Source organism: Niabella insulisoli, assembly GCF_039652435.2.
In the GTDB taxonomy this organism is placed as follows: domain Bacteria; phylum Bacteroidota; class Bacteroidia; order Chitinophagales; family Chitinophagaceae; genus Niabella; species Niabella insulamsoli.
The window spans coordinates 3,904,948-3,919,013 of the sequence record NZ_CP190246.1; the positions used below are offsets into that span (position 1 = coordinate 3,904,948).

Consider the following 14,066-nt stretch of genomic DNA (forward strand, 5'->3'; position numbering starts at 1 on the left):
TAATTAAAATATTAATGGCGGAAGGATAAAATTGCGGCTGGAGCCGCCTGCGCGTTACCCTTAGTTCAGAATGCCGGGCTCTTTTACAATTGCTGCCCGCTTCTCCTGCTGGATAGCCGGCCAACCGCCCAGCACCACTCTGAGATTATGGATCTCATGTCTTTTCAAAACGGTAGCAGCGAAATAAGCTTCTTCATCGCTGTGGGCAATCAGGTATAAATTATCGGTTTCTTCAATAGCCGAAAGGCGCAGCGGGTTGTTCATTTGATCTAAAGGAATATTCACTGCGTTTTTCAAATGCCCGTTTCCAAACACAATTTCGGAGCGGGTATCCAAAATAACCAGGTTTTCGTCGAACGGGATATCCATCATCAGTTCGTCGGGCTCTACTTCGATGATTATATCAACCGGAAGGTCTGCTTTTTGCCAGGAGCCAAAACCACCGGATAAGTACCCCTTAATACCGGTTAGCTTTGCCGCTGCTGCCTTTTCAAACAGCCTGGTTTTTTCAGACTCGTCTAAAAGAAAAAGTATGTTTTTATCTTTTATATGCGCTCCTTCATAGCCCGCAAAGGCCAGCGCGTAGTCTTTCAATTTTTCGCTCAGGGGCATTGCCAGGCTTCCTTTAATGAAACCCTGCCGCAGCGCTTCGACCTTGCGGGTATCAATAATCAGGCTATCCTCTTCTGCCCATTTCCTAAAATCGTCTAATTGAAGCGCGTCCATATCCTTTAAATTATGATAAAAGTTGTCCTACAAACTGATCCAGATCTCTCATCCTGTCTGTGTTGATCGTATAGTAAATAAACTTTCCTTCGCGCTCGGTTTTCACAAAATCTGCCTTGCGCAAAATTGCTAAATGTTGAGAGGCTACGGATTGCTCGATACGTAGTTTAACGTAGATTTCTGTAACCGTCACTTTTTCCTGAGTGTCTATTAATTTTAAAATTTGCTGGCGCAACTTGTGGTTGAAGGCGCGCAAGATCAAGGCGGCTTTTTTAATGGCCAGCGTGTCCAAAGTCAATTCTTTGCCCTGGCTGTCTTTTTGGGCAAAAGAAATGTGATAATTACTCATTATGAATAAAGGGTTTAGAGGGTTTAAAAATACACAAACTGATGTAAATATGATTTATGCCGTGTTGCGGTTTGCGATATATACATCCTTAACGTAATATGGCTCACTATATGCAACATCTGCAAAAGTTTTTTCCTTAAAGTTTTTCAAGGAAAGGTAAATCATATCTCTGGCATCTATGTCTTTTCGAATAAATTGCGCGGCCGGGCTTACTTCCATTAATTGTTCGAACTTCAAACTACCGTTTCCGGTAAATAAAATTTGATGTTTTGCCAGGGTTTCAGCAAAACTGCCGGAGTCGAGCGTCGCTGCAAAGGGATCCTTGTAGGTTTCCAGTTTTTTTGTGAAAATAGCTGAGAAAACTTCCATTCTTCGGGCATCGATCATCGGGCAAATCAAATCTTTCGCATTTTCATGGACGGCGCGGGCCATTACTTCCAAAGTACTCAGGCAAATCAGCGGTTTCGTCAGCGCATAGCAAAAACCTTTTGCAGTTGCCATCCCAATGCGCAATCCTGTGTACGATCCCGGACCACTACTAACCGCCACTGCATCGAGATCGCGCATATCGGCTCCTATTTTATCGAAGCCCGCTCTGATCGCCTCATGTAACCAGGAAGCCTGCTCTTTCTGACGATCATTCTTGTCAAAAACAAGGATATCCAGACCATCGCTGATACAAAAAGATCCTTTTTCAATCGCTGTATCAATATTTAGTAAGAGCATTTTGCAAATGAAATAAATATTTATTAAAATATGATGTAAGGTCATCAAAATTTTCGAAAATCAGAAGAAAATAAGGAACAATTGTTTTTTGAACGATCTTTTGTACTCTTGTGGCTGATAAAGTTTTAAAAAATGGAGAAAAAAATAATAACTACTTCCAACGCCCCGGCTCCCATTGGCCCTTATAACCAGGCCGTATTTGCGGGAGATACACTCTATGTTTCTGGCCAGATTGCCATTGATCCGGCTACTGGCGAACTAAATAATAGCTCGCTCCAGGATGAAACTCATCAATGTATGAAGAACCTGGACGCCATCCTGAAGGAAGCCGGTTTAAGCTTTGACAACGTGATCAAATCGACCATTTTCATTACCGATATGAAACGTTTCGCGGAGATCAATGACGTTTATGGACAATACTTTACGGGCAATTATCCCGCACGGGAAACGGTTCAGGTGGCCGCGCTGCCTAAGTTCGTGAATGTAGAAATCAGTGTGGTGGCGATTAAATAAGGCTTGGCCCGGTTGATGCCGATTGTCAGTCTAACGTAAAATATACTTCCTGAGCAGCGAAGTTCCGTACCTTTGTGCCCCAATTTTTTGATGGAATGAACAGAACACAGGAAGTTTTAAAAGACGTAGTAATAAAATTTGCCGGCGACAGTGGCGACGGCATGCAGCTTACCGGCACGCAGTTTACCAATAATACCGCGCTGCTAGGAGCAGATCTTTCCACTTTTCCCGATTACCCGGCAGAAATACGCGCACCACAGGGGACCATCCCGGGCGTGAGTGGTTTTCAATTGAGATTTTCATCAGATCATATTTATACCCCCGGCGACGAATGTGATGTTTTGGTAGCGATGAACGCGGCGGCGTTAAAAGCCAACCTCAAAAGCCTGAAAAAAGGGGGACGTATTATTGCCAATACCGATGGGTTTGACGCCAAAAACCTGCGCCTGGCTAATTATCCCGACGGTGTTAATCCAATTGAAAATGACAGCCTTCAGGGCTATGAACTTATAAAAATCGATGTTACCAAACTTACGCGCGAAGCGCTGAAAGAGTTTACGCTCGGCACCAAAGAAAAAGACCGCGCGAAAAACATGTTTATCCTGGGGTTTCTATACTGGATGTATAATCGGGATATGCAAAACACGATTAACTTCCTGACAGAAAAGTTTGCCAAAAAACCGGATATATTAAACAGCAATATCAAAGCGCTTAAATCCGGCTACAACTATGGCGACACCACAGAAACCTTCACTACCACTTATAAAGTTGATAAGGCAAAGATTGAAGCTGGTACTTACCGGTCGATCATGGGCTTTCAGTCGCTCGCGATGGGGCTTATCGCAGCTTCGGTGAAAAGCGGATTGAAATTATTTTTGGGAACTTACCCCATCACGCCCGCAAGCGACATCCTGCACGAACTGAGCCGTCATAAAAACTTTGGTATCAGAACTTTTCAGGCAGAAGATGAAATAGCGGGTATTTCCACAGCGATTGGCGCTTCTTATGGAGGCGCTTTGGGCGTTACCACCACCTCTGGTCCGGGTATGGCGTTGAAAACAGAAGCGATGGGACTTGCCGTCATGCTCGAAATTCCATTGCTGATCATCAACGTACAACGCGGCGGGCCTTCCACCGGCTTGCCTACCAAAACCGAACAATCCGATTTACTGCAAGCTTATTACGGAAGAAACGGAGAATGCCCAATGCCCGTAATCGCTGCGAGTTCGCCGGCCGATTGTTTCGATGCGGTATATGAAGCGGCCAAAATCAGCGTGCAACATATGACGCCGGTGATTTTTTTAAGCGACGGATATATCGCCAATGGCGCGGAGCCCTGGCGTTTTCCTGAAGAAGCGCAACTGGCGCCTATTCATGTGAATTTCAAAACAGAATTAGGCCATCACGAAGATAAATTTCAGCCGTATTTAAGGGATGAAAACCTGGTAAGGCCCTGGGCCGTACCCGGCACACCGGGACTGGAGCATCGCATTGGTGGCATTGAAAAGCAAAATATTACAGGCAATATCAGCTACGATCCCGAAAACCACCAGTTGATGGTGAAACTGCGCCAGGAAAAAGTTGATAAAATTGCGGAACATATTCCCGAACAAAAGCTGGATAGCGGGCCCGAAAAAGGGAAAGTGCTGGTGATGGGTTGGGGTTCCACTTACGGGGCTATCAAATCGGCAGTAGCGCAACTGCAGGCAGAAGGCAAAAGTGTGAGCCACGTTCACCTACGTCACGTAAGGCCATTCCCAAAAAACCTCGGCGATATTCTTCATAATTTCGATCATGTCGTGATTCCTGAAATCAACAACGGACAGCTGATCAAAATCATTCGCGACCAGTTTTTGGTAGACGCAAAAGGCTATCATAAAATAATGGGCGTTCCTATTACCAAGCACGAATTGGTAGAAGAGTTAAATAAATACTTTGTAGTAGAGCAGGTCGTTTAACTTGCTTCAGAGCAAAGCCATTACCAGTTTTTTGCGATAAAAAAGCAGCAGCCGGTTTAGCGGGAAATGCCCTCCAGTTTTAGCAGGAAAGCGTACCGCAACGCATCTTCTTTTAAATAATCGAATCGGCCTGAAGCGCCTCCATGACCGAATTTCATATTCGTTTGCAGCAAAACCACATTGCTGTTGGTTTTATATTCCCGCAATTTGGCCACCCATTTCGCAGGCTCAAAATATTGCACCTGGCTATCGTGTAAGCCTGTGGTAGCAAGAATATTAGGATAAGGTTTCCTTTCTATATTTTCATAGGGCGAATAAGACTTCATATAAAAATAAGCTTCGCTGCTCGTTTCCGGATTGCCCCATTGATCATATTCATTCGTCGTCAACGGAATGGTGGGGTCAAGCATTGTATTGACCACATCTACAAATGGCACATCAGCAATGATGCCGTTAAACAATGTATTGCCCATGTTGGCCGCCGTTCCCATCAGCAGGCCGCCCGCGCTGCCGCCGTTGGCGTAAAGATGCTGGGGCGACGTATATTTTTCCTGTATCAGATAGCGGGCACAATCGATAAAATCGGTAAATGTATTTTTCTTTTTCATCATTTTACCATCCTCATACCATTGCCTTCCCATTTCCTGGCCGCCACGAATATGCGCGATGCCATAGGCAAAACCCCGATCCATCAAGCTTATCAGATTTGAATTAAAATAAGTAGGATACGAAAACCCGTAACTTCCATAGCCGATGAGTAAAAAGGGCATGCTTCCGTCTTTTTTAAATCCTTTTTTATAGGCCACAGAAACAGGGATCCTGGTGCCGTCGGCCGCTTGGGCAAATAACCTTTCTACTTCATAGTCGCTTTTGTTATAACCGCTTGGAATTTCGCGCTGTTTTAATAAAATGGCCTGCCCTGTTTTCAGATCATAATCGTAAACGCTGTTGGGCGTTACCGGCGATCCATAATTATATCTTAGCCTGGTAGCGTTGTAGTTTGCATTGGTACCCAGCGAGGCCATATAAACCGCGTCATCAAACGGCACCAGCCGCGCCTGCTCGCGGCCTTTCTCTAAAATCTCTATTTGATCCAATCCATTTTTCCGGCCCTTTACAATGATATAATTTTTTAGCAAAAGCAATTGTTCGACCAACACTTCTTTCCTGTGCGCAATCAGGTCCACCCACTTTGATACGGCTGTCTGATCAAAATCAGTAGTTGAAATTTTAAAGTTCAATGCTTCTTTATTATGAGTGATATAGAAGCGTTCCCGATCGGCGTCAACACTATACAGCACTTTTTCCATGCGCGGTTGAAACAATTCAAAAGCAGACTCAGGCTGATCTGCGGGCAAATATCTCACTTCCGAATTGGTGAAATTTGCTGACTCAATAAAAATAAAATTTTCAGCTTTCGATTTGGAAAGGCCTATATAATTATTCTGCTCCACTTCATGATATACCATCACGTCGTTTGCCGCGGGCGCGCCAACCGTATGGCGCCAAACCTTTTCTGAAAGCAAAGTCACGGGGTGATTTGAGATATAAAAAAATGTCTTGCTATCGGTAGCCCATACATAGTCGGCGCTGGTATTGCTGATTCCCTGCGGGCTTACCACCCCGGTCCTCAAATCCTTTAGCATGATATTGTATTGCCGGCGGCTTATGGTATCCTCTCCGTAGAGCAGCCAGTTATTATCGGGGCTAACCGACATGCCGGCCACGTTGTAATAGGCATGGCCAGCCGCCATCGCATCTACGTCAAGCACAATTTCTTCAGGAGCGGCCAGCGTTTCTTTTTTGCGGCAAAGCTTATAATATTGCTGGCCTTCTTCGCTGCGGGTATAATAAAAATAGCCGTTTCGAAAATAGGGCACATGCTCGTCCTTCTCTTTAATACGCCCCCGCATTTCTTTGTATAAATCTTCCTGAAGCGCTTTGGTGTCGGCCATCATCTGATCGAGGTACTCATTTTCGCGGGTGAGTAACTGCACCACTTCATTACTATCAGCGCCCTTCTTAAAAAAATCGATCATCCAGTAATAATCATCGGTTACACTATCACCATGTACGGCTCTTATATGAGGTTTTTTGATCGCTACCGGAGGTTTGATATCGGGCCATTTAACTCGTTCCATTTGTGCTGCTATTTTTTGTAAACATGAAATCGAGATAAAAGTAATTAATAAAAAAGCGAAGTGTTTTTTAGGTAATAAACTTTGCACAAGTTTAACCCTACAGCCTGTAAAAAGCATACGTTTAAATTTAAAGAATGATCATCAAATACAAGATCAGCGGCGCGGTACAAAATTATCGATGCTGCCGCAATCCTGCTTCGCGGGCCGTTAGCCTCACTCATATATGCGATGCCCCGCAAGCCCGTTTTTTTTCCGGATGTGTTAATTTCACTGAAGTCAGCCTTAGGGCTTATCTGTCTTTATTTTACGCCAACTTAAAGCTATCACATGCCCGGTTCAAAAAAAACTGCTTATGACTTCACGAACAGCCCCAAAGTTTTAGCCAACTTAAAAAAGCTGCAGGAAACCTTTGGCGGCAATGGCAGGCGCCTGGAAGTTTCGGACGTTTTAGATAACGAAGGGCACCAGTACGTTAACCTGGTGCAAAAAGGCGGCGGTGTCTTAGGTGTTGCGCTGGTGGGCTACACTTATATTTTAGAGAAAATGGGCATCCGCTTTTTAAGAATGGCGGGCACCAGCGCAGGTGCGATCAACACGGCTATGCTCGCCGTAATCGGCAAAAAGCAGGAAGAAAAATCAACGCGCGTATTGGAAGCGATCACCAATCTTAATTTTTTTGACCTGGTAGACGGTCATCGCATGGCGAGATGGCTGATCAGGCGTTTCATCACTCACAAAAATTATTTCAATCGCGTAAAAATTGTAGCCCTAAGTATCGTGTCGCTGTTTACATTGCTCCTGGTGGGTAGCCTGGTGTTTCTTGTATTAGGGCAGGAAGATGAAAAATATCAAATCGTGAGCAGGCCTTTCATCATCGCATTGGTCATCGCTATGATCCTAATCGGCGAACTGCTGCATTATATTTTTAAGCTCTTTAAAAAATTCAAAACCTCCGGGCATGGAATTAATCCGGGTGTCTTTTTTTACCACTGGATTGAAAAGCAAATGCGCGACAACGGCGTATTGAACACGCCCGACCTGATAGCAAAAGCCAGCCAGCCTATACCTGGCCTGCATTTACGGCATCCCCATCCGCAAGGCTTAAAAGACCTTTCGGGAGATATTACGCTGATAACTTCAGAGTTGGTTACGCAAAACAAAATAGAATTTCCTGCGATGGCAGGCCTGTTTCGACACAACGGAAAAGACAGCTTACATCCGGCGGGCTTTGTTCGCGCATCGATGTCGATCCCCATGTTTTTTGAATCGTATTTTATTAAAGACATTCCCTGCGACCATCCGGATATCAGAAAAAAATGGAAGGAAACCTTTGACGAAAATGATCCGCCCAGCACAGCGCGATTTGTGGATGGCGGCATTCTGTCTAATTTCCCGATCAATATTTTTTACAACCCGAAAGTGATGGTGCCGCGCCTCCCTTCTTTTGGAATCGACCTGGACGATTCGGCGCCGGAAGACAAGACAAAGCGCGCTTCCAACTGGACAATGATGGGATATTTTGGACGCATATTCAACACGATCCGAAACTATTACGACAAAGATTTTCAGCTTAAAAACAGGGTTTATTCCCGCGGCGTAGGAACGATTGCGCTGTCCGAATTTAACTGGCTGAACTTTTTTGTAACAGACGCGGATAAACTGGCGATGTTTGAAAAAGGCGCTGAAGCAGCAACGCAATTTTTACTGCATTTCAATTGGCAGGAATATAAAAACGACCGGGCCTTTATGCAGGCTACGATTGAAGGTAACAAGGGTTAGGTTTATGATGTAAAGAAGCCGGCTGCTCATTGACACCGGCCTCTTTTTGAAAATTTGCGCGCTATGCACCGAAACCCATTTCCGTGCTAACGGCAATGCGGTTCCAACCATTGATCGTAACGATCATCATAATAAGTTGCGCGATATACTTTTTGTCAAAAGATGCGACAGCTTTTGCGTAGGTCGCTTCCGACAAGCCGGCTTTATGAATTAGCGTAATTTCTTCTGTCATTTCAAGGACAATCTTTTCCTCTTTTGTAAAAGCATCCGTCTCCCGCCACGCATTCAACAAAAAAATGCGCCGGTTGCTTTCTCCGTTTTTTAGGGCTTCCTTTGTGTGCATATCAATACAGAAAGCGCAACCATTGATCTGCGACGCCCGTATTTTAATCAGATCCTTATGGGTTTTCGTCAACCCGGTGGTAGCAAGATAGTTTTCCAAACCAAACATTGCTTTATACGCCGCAGGTTCCGTTTCAGAAATATTGATTCTTTTTTCCATCAGTGGTTCATTTAATAATTGATTGAATGATTTAACAATACAAAATTGCAGTACCATCCGGCGGCAATTCTTAAACTGGTTTAAGAATTCTTTTTCGCTCTTATTTCACTCAGATATTCGGGCGTAAAACCCAGATAGGAAGCAATAAGATATTGAGGAATGCGTTGCACAAACTCGGGGTAGTGATTGTTGAGATGATGATAGAAAGCTTCTTTGGAGAGCCCGAAAATATACTTCGTCCGCATCTGCGCCGCAGCATAGGCCCGCTGATAAATAAAACGGAAATAGCGTTCCATAGTCGGATGCGCCTGCAACAGCTCATCTTGCTTATCTTTTGTTATCATTAGCAGGTGCGCAGGTTCCACGGCCTGAATAAAAAACTCACTTGGACGCCGGTGTTCATAAGAAATATGATCAGTTACCCACCAGTTCTCAATAGCAAATTCGGTGGTTTGCTCTACGCCTTTTTCATTGATGAAAAATTTGCGCAGACAACCCTGAAGTACGAAATAATGGGAGCGGCAAATCGCGCCCTCCGTCAACAGGTTTTGTTTCTTCTTTACAGATATGATTGTAAAAAAAGAGCTGATCGCCTCAAATTCCGTATCGGTGATCATTATAAACTTGTTTAGATGGGCTTTAAACAAATCTTGCATAAGGTAAAATTTTGGAAGGCCGTAACGCCTGGTTTAACCCGCTGCGTTTTGCTTTCGTTGTCGCATCGCTGCGTCAAAATCCTGTATGGAAAACGCATCATCGACAATGAAAGCGCCGATCTTGGTGCGCCGCAGGCTGCTTAAATACGCGCCACAGCCAAGCGCCTGACCGAAATCGTGTGCAAGGCTCCGGATATAGGTTCCGGTTGAGCAAACTACTTTGAAAGCCACTTCCGGCAACGCCGATGCATCAATTTCGAAAGACTGGATGGTGATCGTACGCGGCTCCAACTTCACATCGATGCCTTTGCGAGCTAACTCATAAACACGCTTACCGTCTTTTTTTATAGCAGAATGAATCGGCGGCACTTGTTGAATAGCGCCGATAAAATCAGTGGTTGCCGCCTTTATCTCTTCCGTTGTAAGATGATCGAAGGGTTTGAAGTTTTCGGGTTCACTTTCAAGATCGTAGGTCGGCGTTGTTGCGCCCAGCGTGAAGGTTCCGGTGTATTCCTTCTCCTGCGCCATGTATTCGTTGATCTTCTTGGTAAATTTTCCTGTACAAACAATCAAAAGCCCCGTCGCCAAAGGATCCAAAGTACCCGCATGCCCCACTTTTTTTATGCCAACCAAATTCCTGATTTTCCTCACGGCGTCGAAGGAAGTCCACTCCAGCGGCTTATCAATCAATAAAGCAGCGCCTTCTGCAAAATCAGCGGTTTGTAAATCAATTTTATCCATAAAGAAATCTTCTTAAAAGCCCGAACAATAGTTGACAAAGCGCAAATAACGGCTAAAATAAGGTTATTTCAATGCAGAAGCCAAGTGAGACAAACAGCGCAGGAACGCGCTATCGGAAATTTCTACATCCACCGGTAAACTACTTTTTTATTTGCGCATCTCGCTATATCTTCACAGCGGGCGAACAAAGCCCGCGTCGATTTGCGCCCATAATCACTCATACATCAAAAAAATCGATTTCAATAATAATCTGTATTCAGCTCGGCATTCATAATTAAAAATAAATAATCATGCGCCTTATAACCTACACACTTCTTCTCGCTTTCCTCGCTGTTACCGGAACATTTTTTACAGCCTGTGCACAGGAAAAGAAGTTGGTAAAAGTTTGGGAAACGGATACCATGCTGCGGGTTCCCGAATCGGTCTATTTCGATAAAAATGATCAGCTTTTTTTCATTACAAATATCGAAGGCAATGGCTGGGATGCCGACGGAAAGGGATCAGTGGTTAAACTCGGGCTCGATCGGAAGCTAATAAAAGATAATTGGATCACAGGTTTGAATGCACCTAAAGGCATCGGCAGGCATAAAAACCTGCTCTATGTTGCCGATATCACGCAGCTCGTTATCATTGATATTGCCAAAGGTGAAGTGAAAGAAAAAATTAATGTTGAAGGGGCCGAGCGCCTCAATGATGTGACTGTTGGCGCGGCCGGGGAAGTGTATGTTACCGACACCAAAGCCCGAAGACTCTACAAGTTCGCCAACCATACGACATCAGTGGTGCTGGATAGCAATCAGTTAAAAGGCCCGAATGGCGTCCTTTATTTTCAGGGCCAACTATATATCGCCGACGCCGGAAGCCTTTACCGGATCGAAGCCAATAAAAGCCTTACCACTTTGGCTTCGGGCATGGAAGCCAGTACGGACGGCATCATTGCTTTAGGAGATGGAGCATTTATTGTTTCCTGCTGGATCGGCACCATTTACCATGTAAAAAAAGATGGCACGAAAAACCTGCTGCTCGACACGCGCGCTCAAAAGCTTAACACAGCCGATATCGACTACGATCCGAAAAAGAAAATTTTGTTTGTGCCTACTTTCTTTGGTAACAAAGTAGTAGCCTACCGTGTCCAGTAAACGCCGAAAGATTATGTCTTTTCGCCCGAATCCGGTAATTCCTGCAAGATATTGTCAACCCTTGCCGTGACTGTCTCCAACGGCGTGTAGCCTTCGGCGACCAAATAAAATTTCGTATCGCTTACCTGCAATAATAATTTCGGAAAACCTGTTACCTGCAACTGCCGGCACAATGCAAATTCATACTTGGCCTTGTCGATAAATTTTTCTTCAGAGAGTTGCTGATAAAAATCATCTGCCGGAATTTGATATTTTTCCAACAGGTGGCGATACGCTTCTGGATCGCTTAAATCGCGGCCTTCCTCAAACAAAGCCGATTGAAAATCTGACGCTATGTGCACCTGCGAATCGGGTTGATAGGTTTTAAAAATAGAAAGCGCCACCGCAGGCGTTAGGGACTCTGGAAACCAATCGCTTTCATCCGGGTTTTGAATATGCCAGAGGTAATCGGCGCCAAACCTAACCCCGGCAAGGGTTTCCACCCGCTGATAAGCAGCGCTGATATAGCTGGCGATCGCCTTCACGGGCTTCGCTTCCTCTTTTGGAATCATACCGCCGCTCAATACTTCGAAATGAAACCGGCCTTTATAAAGATCCGCTAATTGTGTCATCACCTTGCTGAAGCCAAAGCACCAGCCGCATTGCGCATCATAGCAATAATAAAAAGTCATATAACAAAAGTAAGGAGCAACTTAGACAAAGCGGAAACGCACGCCTACTTCGCTTTTAACTTTTTGTCAATCAGTTCCACGAGTTTATCAAACTCCTGCTCGTCGTAGCCAATTGAGTTGTAAATAATTTTCCCGTTTTCGTCTACTAAAATATTTCTTGGAATAGACTGGGTCGCAAATTTGCCAAAGACTTCCCGCTTCTCATCCGGCAGCATGGGAAAGCCGTAACCGAATTTTTTCTTAAACGCAAGCAATACATCCCACCCTTCTTCACGGCCAAAAACAAGTAGTGCAAAATTTGGATCGTCTTTGTGCTTTTTCCAGATGCGCTGCTGCATTTGCGGAAGTTCAATACGGCAGGGCGGACACCAGGTGGCAAAAAGATTAATTAACACCAGCTTGCCCTTGTAATCCGCAATAGCAGCCGGTTTACCTTTTTCAATTTCAAATTTAAATTCCGGAACGGCATCTCCGTTTTTGATCAGCGTGTGCTGACCGCTTATGGCTCCGGCGCAAACCATCGCCATTAATAAACATAATACTTGTTTCATCGGCATATTTTTATCATCAGTTTATTTTTTATCCTTTTTTCACCAAATGCCCACCTGATTGCAGGGGCAGGGAATTCACCCAATAATCCCACTTTTAAATAAGCAGAAGTCTTTGGCTCGTTTCATAGCATAGAATAAAACGGCAAATTTATACTTATAAAAATGGATATAAATCGTCGCCCGCCACTAAATTTTTAATCGGGCTGTTAGCGCTATAGTTTATTTTTGAAGGATGAATATGTTGGCGGATATACAGGACACGATCGTGGCGCTTGCGACGGCGCCGGGCGTCGGCGCTATCGGCGTTGTTAGGTTGAGCGGCCCTCAGGCTGTGACTATTGCCGACGCGGTTTTTAAAGGAAAGGATTTGCGAAAACAACCATCTCACAGCCTGCATTTTGGCCATATCATTTTGGGCGAAGAAATGATTGATGAAGTGGTGGTTTCTTTATATCGAAATCCAAAAAGTTATACCGGCGAAGACACCGTTGAAATCAGCGGGCACGGCTCGCCTTTCATCCTGGGAAAAATTATTGAAGCCTGTGTGGCCCATGGCGCGCGCCTGGCCCAACCGGGCGAATTTACGCAAAGAGCTTTTTTGCATGGCAAATTGGACCTGACACAGGCCGAAGCGGTGGCCGACCTGATCGCCGCCAACAGCCGCGCCGCCCAGCAAACGGCGCTCAACCAATTGCGCGGCGGTTTCTCAGGTGATTTAAAATTGCTGCGCGAAGAGCTGATCAACTTTGCCGCGCTGGTAGAACTCGAATTAGATTTTAGCGACGAAGACGTGGAGTTTGCCGACCGCACGCAGTTGAAAAACCTGGTGCAGCGCACCTACAAAAAAGTAAGCCAGCTCATCGATTCTTTTCAGTTAGGAAATGTGATTAAAAACGGGATCAGCGTTGCGATTATTGGCAAACCGAATGCGGGGAAATCGACCCTGCTCAATGCGCTTTTAAACGAGGAGCGCGCTATTGTGAGCGATATTGCCGGCACTACGCGCGACACCATTGAAGAGACACTGAATATAAACGGCGTTTTATTTCGCTTGATTGATACGGCCGGCATCCGCGAGCATAGTACTGATCAGATTGAAAACATGGGCATCGAGCGAAGTAAGCAAAATGCGCAGCGCGCCAATCTTATTCTTCATTTGATTGATATGACCGACGAGGCGCCAGACCAGTTTCCATGGCTTAAAGCTTTTTCAGAAAAGACGATTGAGGTGTATACCAAGTTCGACAAATGGCAACAGCAAAAAGAAGCAGCGGGCATTGCAGTGGAGGCTGATTTCAGCCAACACCCGATCGCGGCCAAAACAGGTTTTGGTATTGATGAACTGAAGGCTGTCATTTTTGAAAAGGCAATCGGCGACGCGGTATCGACAGAAAATACGATTGTCACGAATGCGCGCCACCATGTGGCTTTGCAAAAAATAGCCGAAAGCCTTGAGGCGGTGGAAGCCGGTATGCAGCAGGGGTTGAGCGGCGATTTACTTACCATCGACATCCGCCGTGCGCTTCATTATCTCGGGGAAATTACGGGGCAGGTAGAAGTGGACCGCGATATTTTGGGGACAATTTTCGGCAAGTTTTGTATTGGAAAGTAGCC

The 14,066-nt window shown here is 45.1% G+C and carries 14 protein-coding genes; 5 read left to right on the forward strand and 9 right to left on the reverse strand.

Translation table 11 applies throughout. From position 1 onward, the window contains the following. Nucleotides 1–60: 60 nt before the first annotated feature. The 3 genes from ABDK00_RS16460 to tsaB are packed head-to-tail and all read right to left on the reverse strand — an operon-like array spanning nt 61 to nt 1,801. Nucleotides 61–726 (reverse strand): rhodanese-like domain-containing protein, encoded by a 666-nt coding sequence (locus tag ABDK00_RS16460; protein WP_346236240.1) that lies wholly within the window; start codon nt 724–726, stop codon nt 61–63. Nucleotides 727–736: 10 nt separating this feature from the next. Then, nucleotides 737–1,075 (reverse strand): metalloregulator ArsR/SmtB family transcription factor, encoded by a 339-nt coding sequence (locus ABDK00_RS16465; protein WP_346236239.1) that lies wholly within the window; start codon nt 1,073–1,075, stop codon nt 737–739. 54 nt (nt 1,076–1,129) lie between these two features. After that, the gene (gene tsaB / locus ABDK00_RS16470) at nt 1,130–1,801 is read right to left on the reverse strand and encodes a tRNA (adenosine(37)-N6)-threonylcarbamoyltransferase complex dimerization subunit type 1 TsaB (protein ID WP_346236238.1); all 672 of its coding nucleotides are present in this window, start codon (nt 1,799–1,801) and stop codon (nt 1,130–1,132) included. A 132-nt stretch (nt 1,802–1,933) separates the two neighbouring features. On the opposite strand from tsaB, the gene ABDK00_RS16475 reads away from it, so the two are divergent. Both ABDK00_RS16475 and ABDK00_RS16480 read left to right on the forward strand, forming a co-directional pair. Continuing rightward, nucleotides 1,934–2,314: a RidA family protein gene (locus ABDK00_RS16475; RefSeq protein WP_346236237.1), complete on the forward strand. Its 381-nt coding sequence runs from the start codon at nt 1,934–1,936 to the stop codon at nt 2,312–2,314. Between the two features lie 95 nt (nt 2,315–2,409). After that, nucleotides 2,410–4,272, forward strand: coding sequence for a 2-oxoacid:acceptor oxidoreductase subunit alpha (locus ABDK00_RS16480; RefSeq protein WP_346236236.1), 1,863 nt, complete (start codon nt 2,410–2,412; stop codon nt 4,270–4,272). Nucleotides 4,273–4,328: 56 nt separating this feature from the next. Here ABDK00_RS16480 and ABDK00_RS16485 read toward each other — a convergent pair whose 3' ends face one another. Further along, nucleotides 4,329–6,413: a S9 family peptidase gene (locus ABDK00_RS16485; RefSeq protein WP_346236235.1), complete on the reverse strand. Its 2,085-nt coding sequence runs from the start codon at nt 6,411–6,413 to the stop codon at nt 4,329–4,331. A 327-nt stretch (nt 6,414–6,740) separates the two neighbouring features. On the opposite strand from ABDK00_RS16485, the gene ABDK00_RS16490 reads away from it, so the two are divergent. Continuing rightward, complete coding sequence (locus tag ABDK00_RS16490; RefSeq protein WP_346236234.1) at nt 6,741–8,192, forward strand: patatin-like phospholipase family protein; 1,452 nt, start codon at nt 6,741–6,743, stop codon at nt 8,190–8,192. A gap of 61 nt (nt 8,193–8,253) precedes the next feature. On the opposite strand, the gene ABDK00_RS16495 is transcribed toward ABDK00_RS16490, so the two are convergent. The 3 genes from ABDK00_RS16495 to truB form a co-directional block, all read right to left on the reverse strand. Beyond that, a complete protein-coding gene (locus ABDK00_RS16495; protein WP_346236233.1) occupies nt 8,254–8,694 on the reverse strand; it encodes a carboxymuconolactone decarboxylase family protein in 441 nt (146 codons plus the stop codon). 80 nt (nt 8,695–8,774) lie between these two features. Beyond that, entirely contained in the window at nt 8,775–9,350 is a 576-nt protein-coding gene (locus tag ABDK00_RS16500) for a Crp/Fnr family transcriptional regulator (protein WP_346236232.1), read from the reverse strand. Between the two features lie 33 nt (nt 9,351–9,383). Continuing rightward, entirely contained in the window at nt 9,384–10,091 is a 708-nt protein-coding gene (gene truB / locus ABDK00_RS16505; RefSeq protein ID WP_346236231.1) for a tRNA pseudouridine(55) synthase TruB, read from the reverse strand. A gap of 290 nt (nt 10,092–10,381) precedes the next feature. On the opposite strand from truB, the gene ABDK00_RS16510 reads away from it, so the two are divergent. Further along, the gene (locus tag ABDK00_RS16510) at nt 10,382–11,230 is read left to right on the forward strand and encodes an ATP/GTP-binding protein (RefSeq protein WP_346236230.1); all 849 of its coding nucleotides are present in this window, start codon (nt 10,382–10,384) and stop codon (nt 11,228–11,230) included. Between the two features lie 11 nt (nt 11,231–11,241). Here the strand turns inward: ABDK00_RS16510 and ABDK00_RS16515 are convergent, their stop codons facing one another. Both ABDK00_RS16515 and ABDK00_RS16520 read right to left on the reverse strand, forming a co-directional pair. Beyond that, nucleotides 11,242–11,901 (reverse strand): DsbA family protein, encoded by a 660-nt coding sequence (locus ABDK00_RS16515; protein WP_346236229.1) that lies wholly within the window; start codon nt 11,899–11,901, stop codon nt 11,242–11,244. A 44-nt stretch (nt 11,902–11,945) separates the two neighbouring features. Then, nucleotides 11,946–12,452: a TlpA disulfide reductase family protein gene (locus ABDK00_RS16520; protein WP_346236228.1), complete on the reverse strand. Its 507-nt coding sequence runs from the start codon at nt 12,450–12,452 to the stop codon at nt 11,946–11,948. Between the two features lie 232 nt (nt 12,453–12,684). Here ABDK00_RS16520 and mnmE point away from each other — a divergent pair, with 232 nt between their 5' ends. Further along, on the forward strand, nt 12,685–14,064 hold the full coding sequence (gene mnmE, locus ABDK00_RS16525) for a tRNA uridine-5-carboxymethylaminomethyl(34) synthesis GTPase MnmE (protein WP_346236227.1): 1,380 nt from the start codon (nt 12,685–12,687) through the stop codon (nt 14,062–14,064). Nucleotides 14,065–14,066: the final 2 nt, after the last annotated feature.

Excerpts from the sequence above, each read along its gene's own strand:
- ABDK00_RS16460 (WP_346236240.1), bottom strand. The coding sequence starts at position 726 with ATGGACGCGCTTCAATTAGACGATTTTAGGAAATGGGCAGAAGAGGAT.
- ABDK00_RS16465 (WP_346236239.1), bottom strand. The coding sequence starts at position 1,075 with ATGAGTAATTATCACATTTCTTTTGCCCAAAAAGACAGCCAGGGCAAA.
- ABDK00_RS16500 (WP_346236232.1), bottom strand. The coding sequence starts at position 9,350 with ATGCAAGATTTGTTTAAAGCCCATCTAAACAAGTTTATAATGATCACC.
- ABDK00_RS16485 (WP_346236235.1), bottom strand. The coding sequence starts at position 6,413 with ATGGAACGAGTTAAATGGCCCGATATCAAACCTCCGGTAGCGATCAAA.
- ABDK00_RS16515 (WP_346236229.1), bottom strand. The coding sequence starts at position 11,901 with ATGACTTTTTATTATTGCTATGATGCGCAATGCGGCTGGTGCTTTGGC.
- ABDK00_RS16480 (WP_346236236.1), top strand. The coding sequence starts at position 2,410 with ATGAACAGAACACAGGAAGTTTTAAAAGACGTAGTAATAAAATTTGCC.
- ABDK00_RS16520 (WP_346236228.1), bottom strand. The coding sequence starts at position 12,452 with ATGAAACAAGTATTATGTTTATTAATGGCGATGGTTTGCGCCGGAGCC.
- truB (WP_346236231.1), bottom strand. The coding sequence starts at position 10,091 with ATGGATAAAATTGATTTACAAACCGCTGATTTTGCAGAAGGCGCTGCT.
- ABDK00_RS16510 (WP_346236230.1), top strand. The coding sequence starts at position 10,382 with ATGCGCCTTATAACCTACACACTTCTTCTCGCTTTCCTCGCTGTTACC.
- tsaB (WP_346236238.1), bottom strand. The coding sequence starts at position 1,801 with ATGCTCTTACTAAATATTGATACAGCGATTGAAAAAGGATCTTTTTGT.
- ABDK00_RS16475 (WP_346236237.1), top strand. The coding sequence starts at position 1,934 with ATGGAGAAAAAAATAATAACTACTTCCAACGCCCCGGCTCCCATTGGC.
- mnmE (WP_346236227.1), top strand. The coding sequence starts at position 12,685 with ATGAATATGTTGGCGGATATACAGGACACGATCGTGGCGCTTGCGACG.
- ABDK00_RS16490 (WP_346236234.1), top strand. The coding sequence starts at position 6,741 with ATGCCCGGTTCAAAAAAAACTGCTTATGACTTCACGAACAGCCCCAAA.
- ABDK00_RS16495 (WP_346236233.1), bottom strand. The coding sequence starts at position 8,694 with ATGGAAAAAAGAATCAATATTTCTGAAACGGAACCTGCGGCGTATAAA.